This window comes from Providencia sp., assembly GCF_003533305.1.
Lineage (GTDB): Bacteria > Pseudomonadota > Gammaproteobacteria > Enterobacterales > Enterobacteriaceae > Providencia.
Map to the genome: position 1 here is coordinate 36,880 of NZ_DOEH01000030.1, position 26,016 is coordinate 62,895.

Sequence of the window (26,016 nt, forward strand, 5' to 3'; positions counted from 1 at the left end):
ATTAATATATTACCCGAAATAATGCGAATTATCCCTAAAGTACTTTACGCTTTGCGGACTACTTTCATCTGTAAAAAACAATCAAATTAAGCCAATTTGAATCAAAAATCGAAGTCTGCCCCCCAAAATTTGCCGCCAAAAGAAATCGATATAAAAACAAAAACTCTACTTATAAAAATAAGCGCATAGTGACAGTTTTCCACATAACTTTATTAGCTTAAAATATCGCATTAAGACAAATAATGATGCAATACATTAATTAATACAACAAGGAACAGATACTCTGAGTTTCATCAATATAAACAAATACTAATCACAAATTTGATAGCATTGCACTTTTTTTATACAGATTTTTGTCCTACAATAAATTTGTACCCTATAAGTTCAATGTTTTTACTGGTTTTCCTTTGTTACAACTGCGAAAAGCTAAGTTCTAAGGAGAGGATTATGTTCAGTATGATTGTCTTGTTTTGGGCTTTGTGTATTCTTTGCATCATCAATATGATGCGCTATTTTTCTTCGATTAGAGCTTTATTATCTATTTTAAGAGAGTCCGATCCTCTGCTCTATCTATCTGTCGATGGTAATGGCTTTTTTACCACTCACGGTCAATTAAATAAACAACTTAGGCTTGTTCGCTATATTAATAACAAACAGTATCTTGAACATTATGAGCCTGAAGTTATCCTTCGTTGTGAACGAATTCGCAAACAATTTTTGCTAATCAGTCGATTGAGTATTCTCGTTGTTGTCAGCTTAGTGTCTTTATTTATTACCGGATAACTATTAATTGAGGATAAAAAATCGTATGAGTAACTATTCATTTTTTGATTGAATCAATAATATGATGAGCTATTTCACTGACTCAATATTTAACCAAAAAAAATAGTGATGACCTTCTCAGATCATCACTATTTCATCATGTTCATGTAACTCATTGACGTTTTTAGCTTGCGCTGAAAAACAAGTTAATTGCTGTTAAATAAACAGCAGTGATAACCAATATAATCCACCTGACAACACGATTGATACTGGTAAAGTCAATAACCATGCCAGAGCAATGCTCTTAATTGTCTTGGTCTGTACACCACCACCATCGACAACCATGGTACCTGCAACCGCAGAAGATAATACTTGTGTCGTTGACACTGGCATACCAGTATAACTCGCAACACCAATGGAAACCGCTGCGGTTACCTGAGCAGAAACACCTTGTGCGTAGGTCATGCCTTTCTTACCGATTTTTTCACCGATAGTAACGGCAACACGCTGCCAACCAAACATAGTACCGATAGAGAGTGCTAAAGCCACCGCAATAATAATCCAAAGTGGTGCATACTCGACAGTATACAGCAGGTCATTACTGAGTTTTTTCAACAAACTTGCATCTTTAGAACTGGTCTCTGGTAATTTAGCGACTGCGCTTGCTGTATCAGAGATACACATTAATAAGCGACGTGCATGGTTACGCTGATCAGGAGAGAGCTCATCGTAGCTCTGAATGCCGTTGAGCATTGTTTGAGCTTGATTCAAGATGGCAACAGTACGTGTACTATCACAATGGAACTCACCACTAATTTCATCGACACTTTCGATAGCCGTTGGGGCGTTTTCTATTGCGTGGTTTAACGCGGGTTTATGTGTTTCGTAGTATTGTTGTAAATGAACAACAGCATCATGCGTTCTCGCGATGTCATAACCGTTAGAATTCATGTTGACAACGAAACCAGCTGGCGCAACACCAATTAACACAAGCATGATAAGACCAATGCCTTTTTGTCCATCGTTCGCACCATGAGAGAAACTTACGCCGACGGCGGAAAGAATCAATGCGGTTCGAGTCCAAAATGGCGGTTTACGCTTACCATCTTTTTTCTCGCGCTCAGCAGGCGTTAAGTGCATACGGCGACGTTTTTTAGTGCCACTCCAATAACGGCGTAGTATAAATATCATCAACCCTGCAACCATAAAGCCGATAGCGGGAGAAAGAATTAACGAGATGAAAATACTGATCATTTTCGGTATATTCAGCGCATCAACCACTGAAGAGTCTGTGACTATTGCGTTGGTTAAACCAACCCCAATAATGGCCCCAATCAGTGTATGAGAACTTGATGCAGGAATACCTAAATACCAGGTTCCAAGGTTCCAAATAATTGCAGCCAATAGCAATGAAAAAACCATCGCAAGGCCGTGAGCAGAACTCACATTAAGCAATAGGTCCGTCGGTAAGAGGTGAACAATCGCGTATGCAACGCTCAACCCTCCCAGCAAGACGCCGAAAAAGTTAAAAACCCCTGCCATGACGACAGCGAACTGAGCTCGCATTGCTCGGGTATAAATAACCGTCGCTACCGCATTTGCGGTGTCATGGAAGCCATTTATAGCCTCATAGACCAGCACAAATAGCAGTGCCAGAACTAATAATAGACCTGTATGAAATTCTAAACCTGTAAAAAGATGTAGCATAGACGTTAAGCCATTATATGTTGGACATGAACGCGGCGCATTATCAGTGACAAACGCTAGCGGTGGAAGCAAAATCTAACCTTTTTTTGATATAACTACCCATCAAAAAAGTACCTCATAGCAATTACTCCATAAATATCAACCAATTGAATAAAACAAACTTATTCTGATTTATTGAAACTTTTACGGTAAAAATCCCAGAAAATAAAAGTTATTTCATCTTTTTTGCCGAATTTCCCTAATTATAATACGTCTTGTGCACTTTTCATTAGTTCTTCATCGAAGCTTTACAATACAACCTCTATGATATGACGTAAAATACACCAATCCATAATGGTAATTACGCTTAAAATCAGACATATATAGAGAATTTTTATTGTGAAAAAAATAGACGTTATTATTTTAGGTGCAGGTGCCGCAGGCCTGTTTTGCGCTTCATTGGCAGGAAAACGTGGTTTAAACACGTTAGTACTCGATAACGGAAAAAAACTTGGCCGAAAAATTCTTATGTCTGGTGGTGGCCGCTGTAATTTCACCAACCTGTATGCCGAGCACAGTAACTACTTATCAGCGAATCCACATTTTTGTAAGTCAGCACTTGCTCGCTATACACAATGGGATTTTATTGAATTAGTCAGTAAATATAAAATCCCTTACCATGAAAAAACCCTCGGGCAACTATTTTGCGACAATAGCGCACAAGATATCGTCGATATGTTGAAAAGTGAATGCGACTCTCCTCACATATCGATCAAACTGCGCAGCGAAATTACACAAGTTGAAAAAATAGATGATGAATTTATCGTAACTGTTAATGGTTCGCAGGTAAGTGCGCGCTCACTTATTGTTGCTACTGGCGGTTTATCCATGCCTGCTTTAGGGGCTACCCCTTTTGGCTATCGTCTTGCAGAACAATTTGGTCACACTATCAAACCCACTCGCGCTGCATTAGTTCCTTTTACACTCCATAAGCCTTTGCTTGAGGCTTTACAGGTGCTTTCGGGGATCTCCGTCGCCGCGACCGTCACCTCCGCCAACGGGACATTATTCAAAGAAAATATATTATTTACCCATCGTGGATTATCAGGCCCTGCTATTTTACAGATATCTAACTATTGGGAACCGGGAGAGTATGTAAGTATTAACTTACTGCCGGACACCGATGTTGACAGCTACTTAACAAATGAAAAACAGCTACATCCTAATCAATCGCTTAAAAATACGCTATCTCAACTATTACCAAAACGATTGATAGAAGTATTACAAGAACGTGGACAAATCCCTGACTGCCCGCTCAAGCAGCTGACACATGCACAAATAGACGCATTACATAACACCCTACATGATTGGCAAGTACAACCCAACGGTACTGAAGGTTATCGCACCGCTGAAGTTACTCTGGGAGGTGTTGATACCGGTGAAATTTCGTCTAAAACAATGGAATCACTCAAGGTTACGGGATTATATTTTATTGGTGAAGTCATGGATGTAACGGGTTGGTTGGGAGGTTATAACTTCCAATGGGCTTGGAGTTCAGCAGCGGCTTGCGCAGAAAGCTTACCGAGCAACCCCAAATAACCACACATTTCGTAGAACACAATATAAGTTAATCCATTGAAAAATAATGGGTAATTTTTAATCTCATATAAATCATATAATTGCATTTTAAATTATACCTTATATCATTTTGATTAAAAATAATGCTTTACAAACGATACTGATAACTATTATCATTATCATTACTTACTCGATATGGTCAACTTAGTCACCGTATTCTTGAAAGTACGACATTGCTCACATTGCTTCCAGTGTTTACTTTAGCCAGCCTTGCGCTGGCTATTTTTTTATCTATTTTCCTATCAGTTCAATCTTATTCAAATTTTTTGGATCCTATAGTGAATGCCAGCTACTTCTCTCTTTATTCTATTTGGTTAAACTATCATCAATACATTTAGAGCGAGTTTATCCACACTCGATAGCCGCTTTTAGGAGATGACACGATGATCTATTTACGCAAAGCAAACGAACGCGGCCACGCCAACCATGGTTGGCTTGATAGCTGGCATACTTTTTCATTTGCTAATTATTATGATGAGCAATTTATGGGATTTTCGGCACTGAGAGTCATTAATGAAGACTTTATTGCTGCTGGGCAAGGGTTTGGTACTCATCCTCATAAAGATATGGAAATATTAACCTATGTGCTTAGTGGCGCAGTAGAACATAAAGATAGCATGGGTAATATGGAACAAATTCCAGCGGGTGAATTCCAAATTATGAGCGCAGGTACCGGAATTCGTCACTCTGAATATAATCCTGATGATAAAAATGAACTTCATTTATATCAAATATGGATTGTGCCTGAAGAAACCGATATTCAGCCACGCTATGAACAAAAACGTTTTGATTCTCATGATGGTAAGCAACTGGTTCTCTCCCCTGATGCTCGGGAAGGCTCATTAAAAGTTCATCAAGACATGCAGTTATGGCGTTGGGCGCTCAGTGCAAATGAAGAACAATCTCATGATATTGCGGATAAGCGAGTCATGTGGATACAAGTCGTCAAAGGCACTGTTGAAATTAACGGACAAAAAGCCACAACCAGTGATGGTTTAGCTATTTGGCAAGAAAATCACTTAGTGATTAAAGCAGATGAAGACAGCGAAATTTTGTTATTTGATTTGCCTTCTGCTGACTAAAGACATGTTTTAATTTATTCGCCCTGTGTGTTTCCCATGCAGGGCTTTTATTTACCAAAGCGTGATAATTGGCACAGGAAGCATTGTCATCAAACCAATTACTCAGAAAGGTATTTATGCAGGAACCCCCTCAAAGCTGCTCAGAAGGTTGTGGTGACCCTTATTATCGACAAAAAAGGCTCTACGTCGTAGAGCCTTCATCATTAAATAAAATATCAACTAATAACTTACTGCTTAGGACCTACTTTCTCTAATGCAGCCCCAGCGGGGGTATCAGTGTATTTATCAAAGTTCTTCACAAAACGATCTGCTAAATCTTTCGCTTTTTCATCCCACTCAGATTTATTTGCATAAGTATTACGAGGGTCAAGGATATTGGTATCCACTCCCGGTAATGCTGTTGGGATATCAAGATCAAACACAGGCAGTTTTTTCATTTCCGCTTTTTCAATATCACCACTTAAAATCGCATCAATGATTGCACGTGTATCTTTAATTGAAATACGTTTACCCGTACCATTCCAACCTGTATTCACTAAGTACGCTTTCGCACCCGCGGCTTCCATACGTTTAACTAATACTTCAGCGTATTGTGTTGGGTGCAGTGATAAAAATGCAGCGCCGAAACAAGCAGAGAACGTTGGCGTAGGTTCAGTAACACCACGCTCTGTACCCGCTAACTTAGCCGTAAAACCAGACAAGAAGTGATACTGTGTTTGTTCTGCGGTTAGACGAGAAACCGGTGGTAATACACCAAATGCATCCGCTGTTAAGAAGATAACTTTTGTTGCATGACCTGCTTTAGAGATAGGCTTAACGATATTTTCAATGTGGTAGATAGGGTAAGAAACACGCGTATTTTCTGTTTTTGAACCATCATTAAAATCAACTGAACCATCCGCTAGCACCATTACGTTTTCAAGTAATGCATCGCGTTTAATTGCACCATAAATATCCGGCTCAGCTTCTTTCGACAGATTGATTGTTTTTGCGTAGCAACCACCTTCAAAGTTGAATACACCATCATCATCCCAACCGTGCTCATCATCACCAATTAACTTACGTTTTGGATCAGTAGACAGTGTGGTTTTACCTGTGCCAGATAAGCCGAAGAAAATAGCAACATCGCCTTTTTCGCCAACGTTAGCTGAACAGTGCATGGATGCAATGCCTTTTAGCGGTAGAAGGTAGTTCATTATTGAGAACATCCCTTTTTTCATTTCGCCACCGTACCAAGAACCACCGATCAGCTGCATACGCTCTGTCAGGTTGAAAGCAACAAAGTTTTCTGAATTAAGACCTTGTTCTTTCCAGTTAGGATTCGTGCATTTTGCTCCGTTCATTACGATGAAATCAGGCTCAAAACCTACTAATTCCTCGTCTGATGGGCGGATAAACATGTTTTTGACAAAATGTGCCTGCCAAGCGACTTCAGTAATAAAGCGAACTTTCAAGCGAGTATCAGCATTCGCGCCACAAAAAGCATCAATAATAAATAAACGTTTGCCTGACAATTGCTTAGTAACTAATTGTTTTAAATCAGTCCAAACTGCTTGAGTCATCGGTTTATTATCATTCTTACCTTTACCTTGGTCAGCCCACCAGACCGTATTACGTGTGACATCATCACGCACGATATACTTATCTTTTGGAGAACGACCGGTAAAAATACCTGTATCAACAGCAACCGCACCGAGTGTCGTTACTGTTCCACGCTCATAACCTTCAAGTTCTGGCTTAGTTTCTTCCTTGAATAACAGCTCATAACTTGGGTTATAAACGATTTCTGCTACATCATGGATCCCGTACTTTTCAAGTTCTTTTAGAGTAATACTTTTAACGCTCATTTTATTGCTCCCGATAAACATAACTATTCTGCAGATGATCATAATTCTTTACGACTAATTAACAGCGATAGTTATCAAAGAATTGAAAATGTATAATATTTTTTAATCCATAATGAGACTTAGAGCACGTTATAATGCTTTAAAATTACAAAAAAAAGGTGCAGAATTGCACCCTCATCACATAATTAAGTTGCTAAATCGTATCAGTGAAGTTGCTGATTTAGTTCATTATTCAACCCCTGAATAGTGGATTCAGTAAATACATAGTGCGAACCGCAAAACTCACACTCCATATCAATTTTTCCATCTTTTTGCAATATATCGTTAACATCTTCTTTAGATAAAGTTGCTAAAGTACTTTCACAACGTTCCCGTGAACATGTACAACGAAATTCGACAGATTGTGGGTCATACAATGTGACATCTTCTTCATGATACAGGCGGTGTAAAACCTCTTTAACATTGAGCTGACTTAATTCCTGACCTTTAATTGTCGCAGTCAATTGCACCAAATGATCAAAAATATCACGACTAGTGTCATCCGCTGCGGGTAATACTTGCAATAACATACCTCCAGCCGTTGCTTTTCCGTCAACGTCACCAACACGAATAAATAAGCGCGTTGGTAGCTGCTCTGATTGAAGGAAATAAGCATCAATACACTCTTCAAGTGTCTCGCCTTCAATAGCAACGATTCCTTGATAACGTTCACCTTGTTTTGGTGCGATAGTGATCACCATATGACCGTTACCGATCATTTGTTTTAATGAACTTCCCGCCACAACCGGGCCATCAACACGAGCAACGCCGCGCATTTGCTGTAGGTTATCACCCTTAATAACGACTAAGTTTACTGGACCATCACCTTGAATTTGCACCGTAATATCACCGTCAAATTTCAGTGTTGCCGTTAATAAACTCGTCGCAACAAGAAGTTCACCCAATAAGCCCTTAACGGCCTCAGGGTAGTCATGATTTTCTAAAATACGATGAAAGGTTTCATCAATACTGATCATTTGGCCACGAACAGCGTGCTGCTCAAATAAAAAACGATGGAGTTGGTCTTGTTTAGACATAATATCTCTCTATTGCTAAGCGCTCTATGACTAGGCGGTCCTCGATGACTCAACGTCTAAATTAAGACGACTCATGAGAATTTGTTTGTTTAAATTTTAACAGAGTTCGACGCTCTTTTTTATCAGGTCGTCGCTCTGGATGTGGCATCGTCAATGCGTTCATTTTACGCGCTTGAGCCACTTTTTCCCGTTGTTCAAGACTAATTTCCGTTTCACGATAAAGTCGCTGCGCTTCCGGCGCTCCCCTACGTTGACCACTGATTTCAAGGATTTCAATCGTACGCTCATCATTACCTTGTCGCAGTCTAACGGTGGCATTCAACTCAACTATCTTTCCAGGTTTAGTTCTTTGCCCATTATAATGCACTTTTCCGCCATCTATCATTTCACGAGCCATTGAGCGCGTTTTATAAAAACGAGCAGCCCATAGCCATTTATCAAGGCGAATCTGTTCAGTCGAGGGTTGTTTCATGATGTCTTCCTCAATAATAAGTTTGTAATGAGGCGACCACCGTAGGGGTATTAGACTATCTGCGATTGGAAGGATTGTCTGCCTCGAAGCATTTATCGTAATATTGAACAATCTTACGTAAACGCCTTTTGTTATTCAAAACACGAATAACGATCAGCGAGCCATTTATTAGCACGCAAACCATCAGAAATAGAACAAAAAGAGAGCTACTTACATATTGAGATAGCACCGCAGAATCGGGTTCTTCATGCAAAACAATATGTAATGTACCATTAGCGTCAACCGATAAATGAGTAATAATCCCTTCGACATCAAACGGCGTATTAATCAGAATACTCGATAACCGTTGAAGCTCTTGCCAACGCTGTAATTGCGTCAGGTCATTAAGTGAATTACCCGCTATCAAATCTACTAATGATTTATTTTCGTCACTAATAAGTAGCACACCACCTGGAGGTGGACTATTTAATTTACGTACTTCTTTATCTATTTCTTTCTTGATAAATTCATATGTGGTGGCTTCAACTAAGTTTTCCAAGGTCTCAGCGCTTCCTCCCCGCAATAAAACATGCGCACCACTCAACTTTCCAGTTGATGCCTTATTCACAAGAGTCGGCCAATCATCGGTACTACCTAGGTTCGTCAATGCATTCTGTAGCTTGGAACAAGCGGTATCCTCTTTACATAATGCATTGGTTTTTAATATTATTTCAGAAAAATCAAAAATAATATTCATACCAGATTTCATAATATCTCGTTGCAATCTTGGGTTTACACCACCAGCATCTTTATCTGGATGAAGTTGACTATTTACCACATGAAGCAATTCAATAGCACGGTCTACAATCTCTGATTCAGGTTCATTAACCAGACTAACATTATTCCAATACACCCCTGAACAGTCAAAAGGGACAAATAAAGCCTGATTAGCATCATTAAGGTTAGGCGGGCGATAGCACATTCCCATCCCCTTAGCGATCAAAGTATCACCGACTTTTAGTTTACGCGTTTCCAATTCCGTTGAATTTGTGACGGTGACTTTTTGTGACCCTTCAAGCCAAGCAAAACCCAATTTCACAGGTAAACTAATTGATTGATAAGAAAATACTAATGCTAAAACAAATAATGCGCCGACGAGTATGAGAATATTTTTTTTAAATCGTTTATAAGGGTAAGAGCGCTCCTCTTCATGAAGAGAAAGGTATTGCCCATGCTTGAGTACATCGCCAGACACATAAAAATCAATATTAGTTGCACGATTAAATTCATGTTTTACATAAGGTGCCCAGTGCGTGGGGTAATGAAGATCAACGCCACTAATAGACACTGTTGAAGTATATTTTTTATCTAACTCACCAAAAAGTTCCCAACGCTTCGGTTGCCCATAAACACACTTAACATCCTCATATTGACTCGGAAACATTTTAGAACGAAATAAAATAAACAAACCAATTACGAAGCAAATAACTGAAGTAACTAGCCCGACCCCTTGTAAAAGAGGAATCACAATTAACGTCAAATAACCCAAAATAAAGCTTAAACAAATGACTATTGCACCTAGCCAACCAGAAGAATGATGTAATCGATGCTCTTCTGGCGTTTCTTTGCGTACACGTAATAACTCAATGCTGTGCTGTTCACGTTCCTGAATTGCTGCTTCCGGTGCTGCGGGTTCAGTAACAGGCTCAACCAACCATTCATTACTAAAATCTTTTAATGAATGACTATTCATAGATACAATGAGTGGTAGATGGTCAGTCTCAACAATCTCCATCACATTTTGTCGTTGTAAGAAAGGTTCGAGTTGAGAAGGAAGCTGCACTTCAATCGTATCAATAAAATAACGCCAAGGGCTCCCTTGCTCTTGGCGCAAATTAAAGCGCGTGACCGAATTACATAGCGTGACAATCGTGGCGTTTTTTTTAATTTGCCACACCGTTTGAGGTGTATGTTGAGATGTAGAAGCGCAATGATTTAAATATTGAGTGATAGTTTGGTAGTCTGCATCTATCATTTTTCGAAAAGAAGGTGTAGCCAAGGAAGGTATCTGATAGACGCCAGAATGCCGCCCCCGCCTGAAATACAGGAAGGAAGCCATTATAGTTAGGCTAATAATAATTATAGCCGTTATAATGACGTGGTTAAGCATGTTTACCCCAATCAAATATTAGCTGGAAAAGCATAGCAATCACTATGCAATCTCTATATAAGTCAATTCCTATTCTATTTCTATTTTTTATGTTAATTTACAATATGTTGTAAATAAATATTATTATTTATCAATCTGTGCTGTTCTTCGGCGAGAGATATACTAGCAGCATTTCATCCACCCGATAATCTCTATCATTTTTTTTTGATTTAGGTCATAGTTGATAGCGATGTAAAAGTATCGCCTTTATAAATTAAATTGGCTTTTACGCAGAGATATTCACTCATCCTGCTCGGAAATCATTATGACAGAGTTTAAAAAACCAAAAATCTTAAATGTTCAAGATATTGCTAAATCAAAATTATTTAGCATCCAATCAGTTGACCTCGAATTTAGCAATGGTGAGAAACGTGTCTACGAAAGAATGCGCCCAGCTAAACGTGAGGCAGTTCTGATTGTGCCAATTATCGATGAGCATTTAATCCTGATCCGTGAATACGCAGTCGGTATTGAAAGCTATGAATTAGGTTTCCCTAAAGGTGCAATAGACCCAGGTGAAGTCGCACTTGAAGCGGCACAAAGAGAACTCAAGGAAGAAATCGGTTATGGTGCACATAACATCATTCAACTGGCTAACCTCACCATGTCACCGTCTTATTTTTCAAGCAAAATGAATATTTTAATTGCCCAGAACCTCTACGTAGAAAAACTCGAAGGCGATGAGCCCGAGCCGCTACAACAAGTTAAATGGCCAATTGCACGCATGATGGAATTACTCGATCACCCTGACTTTAATGAAGCCAGAAATATTAGCGCTCTATTCTATGTTGAGCGTTATTTAAATAATATCAAATAACACAGCCTGATAAAAAACACCCCATGCCTTTAAATACAACAATGGGGTGTAAATTTAAATCTATGCAGTGTCAGGTTTAAAACAGCTCTTGGCTTGCCCCACCTTCCGTTGAAATGGTTGTTCCTACCTCTTGTACTGCATGTTCTTTTGGTTCAGTCCCTTCAATGAAATACTCTTTACGAGAAGAACCTAATTTACCGGTCCTATTATCAATAGACACTGAAATAACCCCTTTTGGTGGTTGCATGATTTTAACGGGAACACCCTCTAAGATAGATTTCATGAAATCATCCCACATAGGTTGAGCACTCTTAGCACCCGCTTCACCACCACTTGCAGCTGTTCGGCCTAATGTTCGCTTATTATCATCGAAACCTATCCAAGCAGAAGCGACAACATCAGGGCCATAACCGGAGAACCAAGCATCTTTCGAGCTATTAGTTGTTCCCGTTTTACCGCCAATATCTCGTCGACCACCAAGATCCCTTGCAGCTCGCCAACCTGTACCCGACCAGCCCGGCTCACCGTAGATATTAGTCACCATCGCGTCTCTAATCAAAAATGCGAGTGGTGTACCTATCACATGGGGCGCATATATATCTTGAGAACTAACACCTTGCTCTGCCGCTGTAGTAAGTTCCATTGTCGGTTCCTGCGCAGCAACACCACTGCCTGATTGTGTCACTTCCTCTGTTGATTCATCATCAACACCTTTTAACGTAATACTGCGCTCAGTATCACCATAAATTACAGGAATATTCGTACAATCAGGGCAAGCAATCTTAGGTTTTGCTTCAAAAATCACTTCATCATTATGATTTTCAATTTTTAAAATATAAAACGGATCAACAAGGTATCCGCCGTTCACCATAACGGCATAACCACGCACCATTTGCATTGGGGTAAATGATGGAGCACCTAATGCCAATGCCTCGGTACGGTTAATATTTTCAGCAGGGAATCCAAAACGGGTTAAGTAATCGGCAGCATAATCGACACCCATAGCCCTCATAGCACGTACCATGACGACGTTTTTAGATTGACCTAAACCTTGTCTTAAACGAATTGGACCATCGTATCGTGGAGGCGAGTTTTTAGGACGCCAATCTGAGCCTGCTCCCGCATCCCAGCGGCTGATCGGTACGTCATTGAGCAATGACGACAGCGTAAGGCCTTTATCCATTGCAGCGGTGTATAGGAACGGTTTGATATTCGAGCCGACCTGACGCAGTGATTGTGTCACTCGGTTAAATTCGCTCATATTGAAATCAAAACCACCCACTAGAGCAATAATCGCACCATTATTGGGATTTAACGCGACAAAAGCCCCATTGACATCAGGAACCTGCCCTAGCCACCAAGTATCTTTAACTTGGCGTACCCAAATTTTTTCACCCGCTTGTACTACTGAATTAACACTTCGAGGAGTTGCACCTTGCTGCGTATCTGAAATAAATTTACGCGCCCAACGAACGCCAGGCATTGTCAGCTGAATTTCAGAGCCATCAGCCAGTAATACATTTGCAGTTCCTTCTGTTGCCGATAGCACCGCCGCAGGCAATAAAGGACCATAAACTGGCGATTTTTTAAGTGTTTCTACAATTTTATCTGTTGGCCACGCCGCTTCTGTTGGTTTCCACAACACTTCGCTAGGACCACGATAACCATGTCGAATATCGTAATCGATTAAATTGGCACGTACCGCGTCGGTTGCTGCTAGCTGATCTTTACGAATAACCGTGGTATAGACTTTATACCCATCGGTATACGCATCTTCACCATATTGGTCATACAGTGTTTGACGAGCCATTTCGGCCAAGTAAGGTGCTGAAAAATCAACCTTTGGGGCATGATAAGATGCCTCAATTTTCTCACTTCTCGCTTTTTCATACTGATCTTGAGAAATATATTTCTCTTCTAACATCCGTAACAGTACAACATTACGTCGATTAACAGCACGTTCATAAGAGTAAAGTGGGTTAAATGTTGAAGGTGCCTTTGGTAGTCCGGCGATCATTGCCATTTCACTGAGCGTTAACTCATCGGCTGTTTTTCCAAAGTAAACATAAGCAGCTGCACCAACACCATAAGCGCGATTACCTAAATAGATTTTATTTAAGTAAAGCTCCATGATTTCATCTTTGGTAAACAATTGTTCGATACGGATTGCAAGAAAAGCCTCTTTGGCCTTACGCATTAACGTTTTTTCAGGGCTTAAATAGAAATTTCTCGCTAACTGTTGCGTAATGGTGCTCGCACCTTGAGAAGCATGCCCGGATGATGCCATCACAGTTACTGCGCGAAAAATACCAATAGGATCAATACCATGATGCTCATAGAAACGGCTATCTTCTGTTGCTATGAAGGCTTTCACCATGAGTGGTGGAATTTCACTCAGCGGCAAAGGAATACGGCGTTTTTCACCATATTGTGCAATCAGTTCATTATCAGCACTGAATACTTGCATTGGAATTTGCAAGCGGATGTCTTTCATTGTTGCAACATCAGGTAGCTCACCTTCGACATATTTATACATGCCATAAATCGAAGCGCTTCCCAAAAAAATGCAACAGAAAACAAAAATAAAAAAATATTTTACGAACTTCACCAGAGAATTCCCATGCTCGACTGACAGGAGGGTTTAGATACTGCTGATTTACAGTATAAAGCTTATACAACGCAATAGAAAATGTAATTTATTTGTTGATGATAAGGAAATTATCTATGTACACACCAAAATGGCGCATTGGGATCGACCTATATCGAAATAAAATTCAGCTAGTTGCTGCAAAGCAACGCCGCAAACACTGGTCTCTGTGTGAATGCTGGCAGCATCATATCTCGACTAATTTAGATGAAAAACCTGAACACGAACAACATATTATTTTACTCGAAATATTAAAAAAATGGCGTCAGAAATTACCGAAAAACTGCACAGTTTCTATAGCATTACCGTCTTTACGTACATTAAAACAACAATTCTCGCTTTCCACTCAAATGAATTTACAACAACCCGAACTAGAATGGTATTTACAAACACGAGCAGAAAAACTGTTTCCCATGCATGCAGAAGAACTCATTTTAGATTATCGCGTCATTGAATCTAATGTATATCTCAATGGTGCCCGTAAGTCTGACGTAACTTTTTGGCAGCAGCTATTAGCAGAAAGCGGCTTCAACCTAAGTGCCATAGATGTTGCCCCTATTGCTTTACGGTATGTCGCAAAATATGCAAACCTACCAAATGAATGTTGGCTAGTGCATTATCGCCAAGGGGAATGGTTATGGTCTGGGCCTCTTAGCCAACCGGCAAATTATAATCACATCCAAGATAACGAAATTACTACCCTATCTCAGTTAATTCCTTTACTTGGTAACGAAGAAAGCATACCCACGCTTCCCATTTATTACATTAGCGATCACCCTCAATCAGATGCGCAAAATCAATGGGATTTACGGCAAGCTTTTCATCAATATCCTATTAAACTCCCCCACTTACTCGGTGACTTTGTTATCGCCGCAGGTTTAGCCTTACGCCATGGAGATATCTAATATGTATCAGGTTAATTTTCTACCATGGCGACATGAAAACATTAAAAATAAGAAACGTAATTTAATCATAATTACAATCATATTCAGTCTATTAGCGCTGATTTTATGTTGTTATTTAACTCACCACCAAAATACAGTTGTCACACACTTAAAAACGATACAATTTCATCAACAAGCACAATTACAACAAATTCAACAGCTAAAATCACAACTATTAGGCAAGCAAAAACAGATAGATAAGCTCACCACACAAAAAAATAGGCTAAATAAATACAGTCAAAGTAACCATGACCTACTTGCTCTACTCCAAACATTACCCTTAATGACACCGCCAAAAAGCTGGTTAAATTCAGTCAAATTACTCAACAATCATCTTGAAATAACAGCCAAAAGTTATCATTTCCAAGATATTAGTCGATTTCCAGATCAACTAGAACGCAGCCACTTACTCAATAATATTCAACTCAAAAAGCTTATTCGGGTAAAAAATTTAAATTATTTACATCTCAGTGCAACACATCGAAGAGAAGCCTATGAATAAAACTTCTCATGTTTTTTGGTACCGTCCTTTCTGGCAGCAAATATTGCCAGTGAGCCTACTTATTGTCCTATCTCTTACAGGATATTATTTTCAATATTGGAGTGATAAGGAAAAACAAATTATCTCACTTCGGCAGGATAATACTGAACTTGTTACGAATACCCAGCAAGAGATGCAATTTATTGACCAATCAGCAACCTCTTCTCAACTAGAACAACAGATTAGTGAATTAAGACAACTCTCTGAATTTGAAATAAAACCACAAACGTTTATCGCTCGCTTACAGTCCCTTATTGCTAATTCAAAGGTGACACTAAATAAGTTGCAACCTCGACAAGCCACAGATACTGATAGCCTTGCTTTCCAGCTCGAAATTCAAGGCTCTTTTATTCATATCTATCATTTTATTCAAGCCATGATTTTAGAGCCATCAGCAAACGCTTGGTTGTTTTTTGAAATAAATCTAAAAGATAAGAATGGCCATTTAACCGCAGCTATTTCAATTTCATCAACTAAAAATACCGTGTTTATCAATGATGATTTACACATCAAGGAAGATTCATCCATCAAGGAAATAGAGTAATCATGAAAAATAAAACAATTCATACCGTTATATTTTGTTTTTTATTTATTTTTTTGGCGAATGCGCAAGAAATGCGAGATCCGTTTGTTCCAGTGTTAGAAATAGATTCAGAAATGGATGAAATACCCGTTTTAGCGTTACCCCTTAAAACAGCAAATAAACCGGATATCATCATCGTAGAGAAAATATTCAAACTCGTCTCGATAGATGTACAAGAAGTTTATCAACAACTTATTCAACCTGAGATATCTTTATTATCAAATGATGCTATCGTCAGTCATGATATAACGACCAATAGCTTGATTATAAAAGATAATAAAACACGAATGATGATTATCGAGGAGTGGCTTAAACAAAAAGATGTGCCTAAACATCAAGTGCAAATTACAGCTCATATTATTAGCAGCAGTAGAACCGCACTACAAGAATTAGGCTTAGAGTGGGGAATGCTAGCAGGTAACTCAACCAATAGTCATCACAGCCGATTTAATCGCTATAATGTAGCGCCTGGACAATTTTCATTCAACTTATTGAAACTGGGAGATGGGCTGCTTGAACTGAAGCTCAATGCATTAGAAAAAGAAAATTTACTCTCTATTATTGCCAGCCCTCGCTTGATGGCCTCTCACAAACAGCCCGCTAATATCCAGCAAGGAACTGAAATTCCATATGTTATTAGTAGCGATAAAAAAACACATGTTCAATTCAAAGATGCAGTGCTAGGTATGGATGTAACGCCCACTATTTTTCGAGATGAAAAAGTCGAATTGATACTCAAAATCAGCCATAACTCACCAGATACCGCATTAACCACCAGCCAAAATCATCATTTAGCAATAAACAAACAAGAAATTTCGACCTCGGTAACAATTAAAAATAATGAAACCCTAATACTTGGGGGAATTTTCCAACAAAAACAAGAAAAAACAGAAACAGGCTTACCCTTTATTTCTCGGATTCCATTTTTAGGCGCTTTATTTGCAAATAGTGCGGAGCACATTGATAGAAGAGTTTTAGTTGTTTTTATTACCCCAAAACTAGTCAATATTTAGAAATGAAAAATTAAACACTAGATTTCAATTGGTTGAACGAATAAAAAGCAAAATATTGAAGAAAATATTATTTTTTATGACATAAACATACCGGATAAATTTGACGCTGACGCCGTTTTAGCATACAAGGTTATCCATTGAGTGTTCTAACTATCGGTAGATTAAAGAACAAACTATCAGCCGCTTATAAAACAGCCACAATAAATTTGATCTAGAATTAACAGTAATATCACGTACTGAATGCGATGAAAAACCTGTTAAAATTTATATTAAACAAAGTGTTAGGCAAAGTAGACGGTTCGAATATAGAAACTAGTAACTAAAATTGAGGCTCTTTGTTCACTTAGTGCCTCTTTATGTAGTTGCAATTTAGGTGGATGTATTGAGATAATTTTCTTATCTGATCTCACATCATCACTTATGAGGTTTCAGTTTAGGTCCCGCCGCTGATCCAATTGGCGGGGCGGGTGATCATTAACGAATAATCGTAGTAATACCAAAAAACATGGCAGAGAAACGCAATATCTTTCTGGTTGGACCGATGGGTGCTGGCAAAAGCACTATTGGTCGTCAGTTGGCTCAACAGCTTAATATGGAGTTTTTCGATTCTGATCATGAGATAGAAAAACGTACTGGCGCAGATGTAGGTTGGGTATTCGACCTAGAAGGTGAGGAAGGCTTTCGCGATCGCGAAGAAAAGATCATCAACGAGCTCACTGAAAAACAGGGCATTGTATTAGCGACAGGCGGTGGTTCTGTTAAATCAAAAGAAACTCGCAATCGCTTATCTGCTCGTGGTGTCGTTGTCTACCTTGAAACCAACATTGAAAAGCAACTTTCGAGAACACAACGTGATAAGAAACGCCCTCTTTTACAAGTGGATGAGCCTGCACGTGAAGTACTTGAGAAACTCGCATCTGAACGCAATCCGATGTATGAAGAAATTGCTGATATAACAATTCATACTGATGAACAAAGTGCAAAAGTTGTCGCGAGCCAAATCATTGAACTGTTAGAAAAAAACTAACTAACCATTATGTTCATTTCATAAGTAATTAATTCAAGGTAAAAGCAAGATGGAAAAAGTCACTGTTACTCTGGATGAACGCAGTTATCCAATCACCATTGCACCTGGTTTGTACAACCAAACAGATGCATTTTGGCCGTTAACTGCGGATCAGCGAGCAATGATAGTGACTAACGAAACACTTGCACCTATCTATTTAGATAAAATAAAACAAGTACTTAAATCTTCAGGCGTTAAGGTAGAATCCGTTGTACTACCAGATGGTGAACAGTACAAATCTTTATTTATTATGAATGATGTTTTTACCGCATTACTTGAAAACCACCACAACCGTGACACTACCCTCATCGCTCTTGGTGGGGGGGTTATCGGGGACTTGACGGGCTTTGCAGCGGCGAGTTATCAACGCGGTGTGCGCTTTATTCAAGTTCCAACCACTTTATTATCCCAAGTAGACTCTTCTGTTGGTGGTAAAACCGCCGTTAATCATCCCCTAGGCAAAAATATGATTGGTGCATTTTATCAACCTGCATCGGTTATTATTGACTTGGATTGTTTAAAAACGTTACCTAAAAGAGAATTATCTTCCGGGCTCGCCGAAGTTATCAAATATGGCATCATTCTTGATGGCGATTTTTTTAACTGGCTAGAAGACAATATCGATGCACTTATGGTGCTAGATGACAAAGCCATGGCTTACTGCATTCGCCGCTGCTGTGAGCTTAAAGCTCAAGTTGTCGCTGCCGATGAAAAAGAAACTAACGGATTAAGAGCCTTACTCAACCTTGGTCATACCTTTGGACATGCAATTGAAGCTCACATGGGATATGGCGTGTGGTTACACGGTGAAGCCGTAGCCGCAGGGATGGTAATGGCAGCCAAAACTGCTGAACTTATCGGTAACTTTCCCTCGGAACAAACACAAAGAGTCATTACGCTTTTAGAACGAGCTCAACTTCCTGTAACAGGTCCTTCCCAAATGAAGCCTGATGACTACTTACCTCATATGATGAGAGATAAAAAAGTCATGGGTGGAAAACTTCATTTAATCTTACCAACTACTATCGGCCATTCAGAGATGCGTTCAGATATTGATGCTCAAACTGTTATCACAGCGATATCTTCCTGCATGCCTTAAAAAAACGCTAAAATAGATAGTATTCCATTCAGAACAAATAAAACCTTGAATATTTACAGGCGTTTTAAAATGTTACTGGTAGATGTATGCTAAAGTCGTTAAATTATACGGTATGCCTAGCGCCTATAAACGATACTCTTAAATATATAGATGTAATCTCATTGAAGTAGCAATGATATTGCGAAAGAATCTATTACTTTGAAAGTAAGCAGAAATACACTGCTTAATCGTTAACAGGTTGTAATGATAAAAAACATTTTATCTCTACGACAGGCGAACTTTATTCGGGAGAGGAAAATGGACGAATTTAAACCAGATAATCAGGGTCAAAATGATCTAAGGCCTGATTCATCAGATAGACCAACAGGGCGCTCACGCCAATCTACACCTACAAAGCCTAAAATAGCGCTATCTCGCCAACACATTATGATTGGTGTCGGTGTACTTGTGCTATTACTCTTAATTATTGCCATTAGCTCAGCCTTAAAAGCACCGACTGAGCACGAAAAATTGCAAACTGATAGTGCAAATGAACGTAATATTGATTTATCTGGCTCATCTTCTTTGACTAACTCTCAAAGCCAGACTCAACCAGGCCAAGCTCAAGAAATAAACGGACCACAAGTTAGCCCAGCGCCAACACAAGGTGAGCTACAGCCACAACAAACAGGCCTTGGTGAGCGAATTGAAATTCCAGGTGATGTTGTTGATGCCCTTAACCAAGGTCAAACTCCGACCCAAGGTACAGCAACTACACAACCACAAAATGTCACGCCACTAACGCCACCACAGGTTAAACCTGTAGAGCAACAGCCGGTGACAAAACCGGTTACACCAGAAAGAACACCACCGAAAACCGTTGAAACTAAGCCACAAGCTCAAACAAAGCCACCCGCTAAGTCAACAACGGCAAGTAATACCCAAAGTGGAAACTTAATGGCGGCTCCTGCCGGAAGCTATACACTACAATTAAGTAGTGCAAGCCGTTCTGATACGCTCGAAGCCTTCGCAAAAGACAATAAACTTGCTAACTATAAAGTGTACAAAACCATTCGTAATGGACAAACTTGGTATGTCCTAATTTATGGTAATTATAGCTCCGTGAGTGATGCTAAAAATGCAATTGCAACCTTACCAGCCGCAATTCAAGCGAAGAAACCGTGGGTCAGAAATATGAAACAAGTTAAACAGGATCAAAAATAACAACGTTTTCCCCCGGGCGCATTGTGTTGTCCTGACAGAGTATGTGTGTAGTTACTCTAAACGATTGTAATTATAAGACGACATGAAGAAAAAACGTGCTTTTTTAAAATGGGCTGGGGGTAAGTACCCTCTTGTGGAAGATATTAAAAGACATCTTCCACAAGGTGATTGTTTAATCGAGCCCTTTGTCGGTGCAGGTTCAGTGTTTTTAAACACCAGCTATGATTCTTACGTACTGGCAGATATCAACAGTGACCTCATCAACCTCTATAATACGGTAAAATATCGTACTGATTTCTTTATTGATGAAGCACAACGGATTTTTACACCTGAATTCAACACTTCAGAACAGTATTACTTGATGCGTGAAGCATTTAATAAATCGACCGACACAGAAAAACGCAGTATCCTTTTTCTGTACTTAAATCGTCACTGTTATAATGGATTATGTCGTTATAATTCACGTGGCGAATTTAACGTTCCTTTTGGCCGTTATAAAAAACCTTATTTTCCAAAAGATGAGTTGCTGTGGTTTGCTGAAAAATCGCAAAACGCCATTATGGTTACTCAGCACTATAATGAAACACTGCTCAATGCAAAAGAAGGCTCAGTCATTTACTGTGATCCTCCGTATGCACCGCTGTCAGAGACTGCCAATTTTACGGCTTATCATACCAATTCGTTTAATACTCAAGACCAACAAAATTTGGCCTTTTTAGCTAGAAAATTATCATCTGAAAGCAAAATTCCAGTTCTTATCTCAAATCACGATACCCCGCTTACGCGAGAGTGGTATCATCAAGCACAGTTACACATTGTAAAAGTACGCCGAACCATTAGTAGAAACATATTAAATCGCGCTAAGGTCAATGAAATATTGGCACTCTATGCGGGAGAACTAAATACTCTTTCTCCTAGTAAAACTGACGTTCTAGCAACCCAAGACCTTGCTCTTAGCACACAATGGCTCACAGATAACGATTAATAATCGGAGACAATAATGAAAGATTTTCTCATTGCCCCATCTATTTTATCTGCTGACTTTGCTCGTTTAGGCGAAGATACTGCAAAAGTCCTCGCTGCCGGCGCAGATATTGTTCATTTTGACGTTATGGATAACCACTATGTCCCAAATCTGACTTTTGGTGCACCTATCTGTAAAGCACTGCGTGACTATGGCATCACAGCCCCCATTGATATTCACTTAATGGTTAAACCTGTCGACAGGATCATTCCTGATTTCGCTAAAGCAGGTGCAAACCATATCAGCTTTCACCCAGAAGCCAGTGAACACATCGATAGATCGCTTCAGTTGATTAGAGAACATGGTTGTACCGCCGGACTAGTTTTTAACCCAGCGACGCCGTTAAGCTATCTTGAATATGTGATGGATAAAGTCGATATGATCTTACTGATGTCAGTTAACCCTGGTTTCGGCGGTCAATCCTTTATTCCACAAACACTGAATAAATTGCGCCAAGTTCGTAAACTAATTGACGAAAGTGGTTATGATATTCGTCTCGAAGTTGATGGCGGGGTCAAGGTCAATAATATCGCAGAAATTGCAGCCGCGGGTGCAGATACATTCGTTGCAGGTTCAGCTATCTTTGATCAACCTGACTACAAAACTGTCATCGATGCCATGCGCAAAGAATTAGAAAAGGTCTCGTAATGACACAAGTTGTTTTAGAAAATATTAAAGCTATCGCTTTTGATTTAGATGGAACCCTTGTTGACAGCGCCGGTGGCTTAACTGAAGCCATCGACAAAATGCTTGAAGAACATGGATTTTCACCTGCGGGTAAAGAACGTGTTTCTATTTGGGTTGGCAATGGTGGCGATGTTTTAGTCGATAGAGCCCTCACATGGGCAGGCGCTACTATCTCAGCTGAATTACAAAAAACAGCTCGTGAAAGCTTTGCTAAGTATTATGCGATTTCAGTCACGACTGGTAGCGAATTGTTCCCTCAAGTGAAAGAAACTCTCGACATACTGGCTCAAAATCACTTACCGATGGCTATTGTTACCAATAAACCGACGCCGTTTATCGCGCCGTTATTAAAGGAATTAGCTATAGATCATTATTTCTCACTGGTACTAGGTGGAAATGATGTCAAAGTGCTCAAGCCACACCCTGCCCCACTTTATCTTGTCATGGGACAATTTGGTTTGCACAAAGAAGAATTGCTTTTTGTCGGTGATTCCCGTAATGATATTATTGCAGCGCAAAGTGCTGGCTGCCCAAGTGTTGGGCTGACCTATGGCTATAACTATGGTGAATCTATTGCACTAAGTGAGCCTGATTGCGTATTAACAAACTTTTCAGACCTTTTGCCTACGATTGGCTTAGCTGAAATAAAATAATTAAAAAGGATAGTAAGAGAGATGAGTACTCCCATTGAACAACTAAAGCAATCCCAAAAACCTATTGTATTCAGCGGCGCACAGCCTTCCGGTGAATTAACCATCGGTAACTATATGGGTGCATTACGTCAGTGGGTGCAAATGCAAGACGATTACGACTGCATTTACTGTATCGTAGACCAACACGCAATCACGGTGCGTCAAGACCCTGACAATTTGCGTAAAAGAACTCTCGATACCTTAGCTCTCTATCTTGCTTGTGGCATTGATCCGAAAAAAAGTACAATTTTCGTCCAATCTCACGTGCCGCAACATGCACAACTTAGCTGGGCGCTAAACTGCTATACCTATTTTGGTGAACTCAGCCGTATGACGCAGTTTAAAGATAAATCCGCGAGTCACTCTGAAAATATTAATGCCGGTTTATTTGACTATCCCGTATTAATGGCCGCAGATATTCTGATTTATCAAACCAATCAAGTCCCTGTTGGTATCGACCAAAAACAACACCTTGAATTGAGCCGTGATATTGCCCAACGTTTTAATGCTATCTATGGTGACATTTTCACTGTACCAGAGCCATTCATTCCAACGGGTGGTGGTGCTCGTGTTATGGCTCTTCAAGATCCAACCAAAAAAATGTCTAAGTCCGATGAAAACCGTAACAACGTTATCGAGCTATTAGAAGACCCAAAAGCCGCAATGAAGAAAATCAAACGCGCGATGACTGACTCTGAAGAGCCACCTCGTGTTATCTATGATATCGAAAATAAAGCAGGGGTCTCTAATCTACTGGATATTTTGTCTGGTGTGACAGGTAAAAAGATTGCCGAGCTTGAAGCTGAGTTTGAAGGGCAAATGTACGGTCATCTAAAAGGTGCCGTTGCCGATGCCGTCGTCAGCATGCTAACCACATTACAAGAACGTTATAACACCTTCCGTAATGATGAAGCTCTGTTAAATAAAATTATGGACGACGGCGCAACTAAAGCAGCTGCGCGTGCTCAAGAAACCCTTGATAAAGTGTATGATGCTATCGGGTTTGTAAAACGCCCACAGTTATAATTAGCCCATCACCAAACAATAAAAATGGGGAAATCATTCCCCATTTTTATATCTGTAATATATTAATTAAACTAGTTAGCGCTGTGAATCTAATAGCTCATTATTTTTGAGAACTTCTTGCGCTTTGCCATAGCTCTCAATAAGCAACTGATAAGCAGGAAATATTTTAGTGTAAGCGTCAGCCCATTCACCTGCATCGTCACGGTTCCATGTTTTTTGTAATTCAGAGGCAACCGCAGCGGTATCCATTGGTACAACACCAGCTTGAACGACACGAGCTAAAGTAATCTCTTGAGCCATCTTACTGTAAGTTCCTGATGCATCAATAACAACAAATACTTGATAACCATCTGCAACCGCACTGATAGCAGGAAACGCCATACAAACGCTAGTAATTGTTCCCGCTATAATGAGTTGTTTTTTACCCGTCGCTTTAACCGCAGCCACAAATTCAGGGTTATCCCATGCGTTAATTTCACCACGACGAGCAATATATTGTGCATGTGGCGCATTTTGGTGTATCTCTGGGATTAATGGACCATTAGGACCTTGAGGAACAGATGCAGTTGTAATAACAGGGAGCTTCGCTAATGATGCCATCTTAGCTAAAACGGAAGCTCTGGCACGTAATTCAGTCATTGGCATATCACCAACCGTTTGAAATAAACCACTTTGATGATCGATTAATAACATAACGGCATCATCTGGATTAATAACAGGGCGCTGACCATTAAAATTTGCAGGAATACTCATGATAATACCTCTCAACCGATGAAATAATTAAACCTATTTAAGTTAGAAAATAGAACACTGAACGGCTCATTTTCTTAAAATCTAGATTAATGCATCCTTTTTTGGCTGAGTAGTCCAGCTTTTGATAAACACTATCCTATTTATAGAACAATATGTCGCCCTAACATTGTTCTATCTTTGCAACAATGAAACCTATTTTTGCCACTACTGCTTAAACATTTACTCCCTTATTATTCGTTCATCAAAATAGAATTAGGAGTAAGACCATGAAAAAAATCATAGGTATCTATAAATCCCCTCGTAGCCATTGGGTCGGCGATGGTTTTCCCGTTCGTTCAATGTTTACTTATAGTAATCATGGGAAATACCTTAACCCATTTATCCTACTGGATAGAGCTGGACCGTTTAATTTTCCAAGCTCAGATGCTCCAAATAGAGGGGTTGGTGAGCACCCACATAGAGGTTTTGAAACCGTCACTATTGTTTATGATGGCGAAGTTGCTCACCATGACTCAACAGGAAAAGGTGGGGTTATCGGCCCTGGTGATGTGCAGTGGATGACAGCAGCATCCGGTATTTTACACCAAGAGTATCAATCTGATCGCTTTATGAAAAATGGCGGTACTTTAGATATGGTGCAATTGTGGGTCAACTTACCCGCAAAAGATAAATCAGCAGCGCCGGGATATCAATTACTGCAAAGTAATAATATTCCCAATATTGCCTTACCGAATGAAGCAGGAACATTACGCGTTATTGCAGGTGACTATCTAGGTAACAAGGGCGCCGCACGAACCTTTACCGCGATGGATGTATGGGATTTACAACTGAATAAAGGCAAAACTGTTGGCTTACAGACCAAAGCAGGTCGCCACGTCGGCTTGGTCATGCTACGCGGTTCATTGTTTGTTGATGGCAATGCCAGCTTGAGTGAGGGGGAATTAATGATCCTTGATAACAGCGATAGCAATATCATACTCGAAGCCACAGAGGATGCATTAGTGCTGTTTTTAAGTGGTGATCCTATTGATGAGCCGGTAGTCGGTTACGGCCCGTTCGTCATGAATAGCGAAAAAGAAATCACTGAAGCCGTTAATGACTTCAATAATGGTAAGTTTGGTCATATTCCAGCCGCTCATTAGATTTTACTATACGAAAAATTCCCCATGG

At 39.7% G+C, this 26,016-nt stretch carries 23 protein-coding genes and 1 pseudogene; 17 read left to right on the forward strand and 7 right to left on the reverse strand.

The features are described from left to right. Nucleotides 1–447: 447 nt before the first annotated feature. The gene (gene uspB / locus DD649_RS18210) at nt 448–783 is read left to right on the forward strand and encodes a universal stress protein UspB (RefSeq protein ID WP_294110283.1); all 336 of its coding nucleotides are present in this window, start codon (nt 448–450) and stop codon (nt 781–783) included. Between the two features lie 195 nt (nt 784–978). Here the strand turns inward: uspB and pitA are convergent, their stop codons facing one another. Continuing rightward, nucleotides 979–2,469 carry an inorganic phosphate transporter PitA gene (pitA, locus tag DD649_RS18215; RefSeq protein ID WP_294110363.1) on the reverse strand — a complete coding sequence of 497 codons (1,491 nt, stop codon included), beginning with the start codon at nt 2,467–2,469 and terminating at the stop codon, nt 979–981. Nucleotides 2,470–2,847: 378 nt separating this feature from the next. Here pitA and DD649_RS18220 point away from each other — a divergent pair, with 378 nt between their 5' ends. From DD649_RS18220 to DD649_RS20165, 3 genes and pseudogenes are all read left to right on the forward strand, one after another. Then, entirely contained in the window at nt 2,848–4,047 is a 1,200-nt protein-coding gene (locus tag DD649_RS18220; RefSeq protein WP_294110285.1) for an NAD(P)/FAD-dependent oxidoreductase, read from the forward strand. A gap of 422 nt (nt 4,048–4,469) precedes the next feature. Further along, nucleotides 4,470–5,168, forward strand: coding sequence for a pirin family protein (locus tag DD649_RS18225; protein ID WP_294110287.1), 699 nt, complete (start codon nt 4,470–4,472; stop codon nt 5,166–5,168). A 64-nt stretch (nt 5,169–5,232) separates the two neighbouring features. Then, nucleotides 5,233–5,325, forward strand: a pseudogene (locus DD649_RS20165) (N-acetyltransferase); the annotation flags it as partial. A 70-nt stretch (nt 5,326–5,395) separates the two neighbouring features. Here DD649_RS20165 and pckA read toward each other — a convergent pair. The 4 genes from pckA to DD649_RS18245 all read right to left on the reverse strand — a co-directional run bounded on the left by pckA (nt 5,396) and on the right by DD649_RS18245 (nt 10,712). Further along, entirely contained in the window at nt 5,396–7,015 is a 1,620-nt protein-coding gene (gene pckA / locus DD649_RS18230) for a phosphoenolpyruvate carboxykinase (ATP) (protein ID WP_294110289.1), read from the reverse strand. Between the two features lie 203 nt (nt 7,016–7,218). Continuing rightward, nucleotides 7,219–8,091, reverse strand: coding sequence for an Hsp33 family molecular chaperone HslO (gene hslO, locus DD649_RS18235; protein ID WP_336431026.1), 873 nt, complete (start codon nt 8,089–8,091; stop codon nt 7,219–7,221). Between the two features lie 61 nt (nt 8,092–8,152). Then, on the reverse strand, nt 8,153–8,563 hold the full coding sequence (gene hslR / locus DD649_RS18240) for a ribosome-associated heat shock protein Hsp15 (protein ID WP_294110293.1): 411 nt from the start codon (nt 8,561–8,563) through the stop codon (nt 8,153–8,155). A 55-nt stretch (nt 8,564–8,618) separates the two neighbouring features. Continuing rightward, the gene (locus tag DD649_RS18245) at nt 8,619–10,712 is read right to left on the reverse strand and encodes an IgaA/UmoB family intracellular growth attenuator (protein ID WP_294110295.1); all 2,094 of its coding nucleotides are present in this window, start codon (nt 10,710–10,712) and stop codon (nt 8,619–8,621) included. 304 nt (nt 10,713–11,016) lie between these two features. Here DD649_RS18245 and nudE point away from each other — a divergent pair, with 304 nt between their 5' ends. Then, on the forward strand, nt 11,017–11,568 hold the full coding sequence (gene nudE, locus DD649_RS18250) for an ADP compounds hydrolase NudE (RefSeq protein ID WP_294110297.1): 552 nt from the start codon (nt 11,017–11,019) through the stop codon (nt 11,566–11,568). 76 nt (nt 11,569–11,644) lie between these two features. On the opposite strand, the gene mrcA is transcribed toward nudE, so the two are convergent. After that, the gene (gene mrcA / locus DD649_RS18255) at nt 11,645–14,176 is read right to left on the reverse strand and encodes a peptidoglycan glycosyltransferase/peptidoglycan DD-transpeptidase MrcA (protein ID WP_294110299.1); all 2,532 of its coding nucleotides are present in this window, start codon (nt 14,174–14,176) and stop codon (nt 11,645–11,647) included. A 116-nt stretch (nt 14,177–14,292) separates the two neighbouring features. Between mrcA and pilM the strand changes: the two genes are divergently transcribed. The 11 genes from pilM (at nt 14,293) to trpS (ending at nt 24,093) form a co-directional block, all read left to right on the forward strand. Next, on the forward strand, nt 14,293–15,120 hold the full coding sequence (pilM, locus tag DD649_RS18260; RefSeq protein ID WP_294110301.1) for a pilus assembly protein PilM: 828 nt from the start codon (nt 14,293–14,295) through the stop codon (nt 15,118–15,120). A 1-nt stretch (nt 15,121) separates the two neighbouring features. Further along, complete coding sequence (locus DD649_RS18265; RefSeq protein WP_294110303.1) at nt 15,122–15,661, forward strand: PilN domain-containing protein; 540 nt, start codon at nt 15,122–15,124, stop codon at nt 15,659–15,661. Further along, nucleotides 15,654–16,244, forward strand: coding sequence for a hypothetical protein (locus tag DD649_RS18270; protein ID WP_294110305.1), 591 nt, complete (start codon nt 15,654–15,656; stop codon nt 16,242–16,244). Before DD649_RS18265 ends, DD649_RS18270 begins: the two co-directional genes overlap by 8 nt. Before the next feature lie 2 nt (nt 16,245–16,246). After that, nucleotides 16,247–17,296, forward strand: coding sequence for a transporter (locus tag DD649_RS18275; protein ID WP_294110307.1), 1,050 nt, complete (start codon nt 16,247–16,249; stop codon nt 17,294–17,296). 505 nt (nt 17,297–17,801) lie between these two features. Continuing rightward, complete coding sequence (aroK, locus tag DD649_RS18280) at nt 17,802–18,323, forward strand: shikimate kinase AroK (protein WP_068438981.1); 522 nt, start codon at nt 17,802–17,804, stop codon at nt 18,321–18,323. Nucleotides 18,324–18,372: 49 nt separating this feature from the next. After that, nucleotides 18,373–19,461: a 3-dehydroquinate synthase gene (gene aroB / locus DD649_RS18285; protein WP_294110312.1), complete on the forward strand. Its 1,089-nt coding sequence runs from the start codon at nt 18,373–18,375 to the stop codon at nt 19,459–19,461. Nucleotides 19,462–19,758: 297 nt separating this feature from the next. Next, nucleotides 19,759–20,664, forward strand: a complete 906-nt coding sequence (locus DD649_RS18290; protein WP_294110314.1) for an SPOR domain-containing protein — start codon at nt 19,759–19,761, stop codon at nt 20,662–20,664. 82 nt (nt 20,665–20,746) lie between these two features. Then, nucleotides 20,747–21,649 (forward strand): adenine-specific DNA-methyltransferase, encoded by a 903-nt coding sequence (dam, locus tag DD649_RS18295; protein ID WP_294110315.1) that lies wholly within the window; start codon nt 20,747–20,749, stop codon nt 21,647–21,649. 15 nt (nt 21,650–21,664) lie between these two features. After that, nucleotides 21,665–22,336, forward strand: coding sequence for a ribulose-phosphate 3-epimerase (rpe, locus tag DD649_RS18300; protein WP_294110317.1), 672 nt, complete (start codon nt 21,665–21,667; stop codon nt 22,334–22,336). Then, complete coding sequence (locus DD649_RS18305; protein WP_294110320.1) at nt 22,336–23,028, forward strand: phosphoglycolate phosphatase; 693 nt, start codon at nt 22,336–22,338, stop codon at nt 23,026–23,028. The genes rpe and DD649_RS18305 overlap by 1 nt, the downstream gene beginning before the upstream one ends. Before the next feature lie 21 nt (nt 23,029–23,049). Beyond that, entirely contained in the window at nt 23,050–24,093 is a 1,044-nt protein-coding gene (trpS, locus tag DD649_RS18310) for a tryptophan--tRNA ligase (RefSeq protein ID WP_294110322.1), read from the forward strand. 75 nt (nt 24,094–24,168) lie between these two features. Here trpS and DD649_RS18315 read toward each other — a convergent pair whose 3' ends face one another. Beyond that, nucleotides 24,169–24,846 (reverse strand): hydrolase, encoded by a 678-nt coding sequence (locus DD649_RS18315; RefSeq protein ID WP_294110324.1) that lies wholly within the window; start codon nt 24,844–24,846, stop codon nt 24,169–24,171. A 266-nt stretch (nt 24,847–25,112) separates the two neighbouring features. Here DD649_RS18315 and DD649_RS18320 point away from each other — a divergent pair, with 266 nt between their 5' ends. Continuing rightward, a complete protein-coding gene (locus DD649_RS18320; protein ID WP_294110326.1) occupies nt 25,113–25,988 on the forward strand; it encodes a pirin family protein in 876 nt (291 codons plus the stop codon). The last annotated feature ends 28 nt before the right edge of the window (nt 25,989–26,016 follow it).

Coding starts and splice junctions, on each gene's coding strand:
- aroK (WP_068438981.1), top strand. CDS start 17,802: ATGGCAGAGAAACGCAATATCTTTCTGGTTGGACCGATGGGTGCTGGC.
- DD649_RS18245 (WP_294110295.1), bottom strand. CDS start 10,712: ATGCTTAACCACGTCATTATAACGGCTATAATTATTATTAGCCTAACT.
- pckA (WP_294110289.1), bottom strand. CDS start 7,015: ATGAGCGTTAAAAGTATTACTCTAAAAGAACTTGAAAAGTACGGGATC.
- DD649_RS18305 (WP_294110320.1), top strand. CDS start 22,336: ATGACACAAGTTGTTTTAGAAAATATTAAAGCTATCGCTTTTGATTTA.
- DD649_RS18270 (WP_294110305.1), top strand. CDS start 15,654: ATGAATAAAACTTCTCATGTTTTTTGGTACCGTCCTTTCTGGCAGCAA.
- hslR (WP_294110293.1), bottom strand. CDS start 8,563: ATGAAACAACCCTCGACTGAACAGATTCGCCTTGATAAATGGCTATGG.
- DD649_RS18315 (WP_294110324.1), bottom strand. CDS start 24,846: ATGAGTATTCCTGCAAATTTTAATGGTCAGCGCCCTGTTATTAATCCA.
- aroB (WP_294110312.1), top strand. CDS start 18,373: ATGGAAAAAGTCACTGTTACTCTGGATGAACGCAGTTATCCAATCACC.
- DD649_RS18225 (WP_294110287.1), top strand. CDS start 4,470: ATGATCTATTTACGCAAAGCAAACGAACGCGGCCACGCCAACCATGGT.
- nudE (WP_294110297.1), top strand. CDS start 11,017: ATGACAGAGTTTAAAAAACCAAAAATCTTAAATGTTCAAGATATTGCT.
- dam (WP_294110315.1), top strand. CDS start 20,747: ATGAAGAAAAAACGTGCTTTTTTAAAATGGGCTGGGGGTAAGTACCCT.
- pitA (WP_294110363.1), bottom strand. CDS start 2,469: ATGCTACATCTTTTTACAGGTTTAGAATTTCATACAGGTCTATTATTA.
- pilM (WP_294110301.1), top strand. CDS start 14,293: ATGTACACACCAAAATGGCGCATTGGGATCGACCTATATCGAAATAAA.
- DD649_RS18275 (WP_294110307.1), top strand. CDS start 16,247: ATGAAAAATAAAACAATTCATACCGTTATATTTTGTTTTTTATTTATT.
- DD649_RS18320 (WP_294110326.1), top strand. CDS start 25,113: ATGAAAAAAATCATAGGTATCTATAAATCCCCTCGTAGCCATTGGGTC.
- uspB (WP_294110283.1), top strand. CDS start 448: ATGTTCAGTATGATTGTCTTGTTTTGGGCTTTGTGTATTCTTTGCATC.
- DD649_RS18265 (WP_294110303.1), top strand. CDS start 15,122: ATGTATCAGGTTAATTTTCTACCATGGCGACATGAAAACATTAAAAAT.
- rpe (WP_294110317.1), top strand. CDS start 21,665: ATGAAAGATTTTCTCATTGCCCCATCTATTTTATCTGCTGACTTTGCT.
- trpS (WP_294110322.1), top strand. CDS start 23,050: ATGAGTACTCCCATTGAACAACTAAAGCAATCCCAAAAACCTATTGTA.
- hslO (WP_336431026.1), bottom strand. CDS start 8,091: ATGTCTAAACAAGACCAACTCCATCGTTTTTTATTTGAGCAGCACGCT.
- DD649_RS18290 (WP_294110314.1), top strand. CDS start 19,759: ATGGACGAATTTAAACCAGATAATCAGGGTCAAAATGATCTAAGGCCT.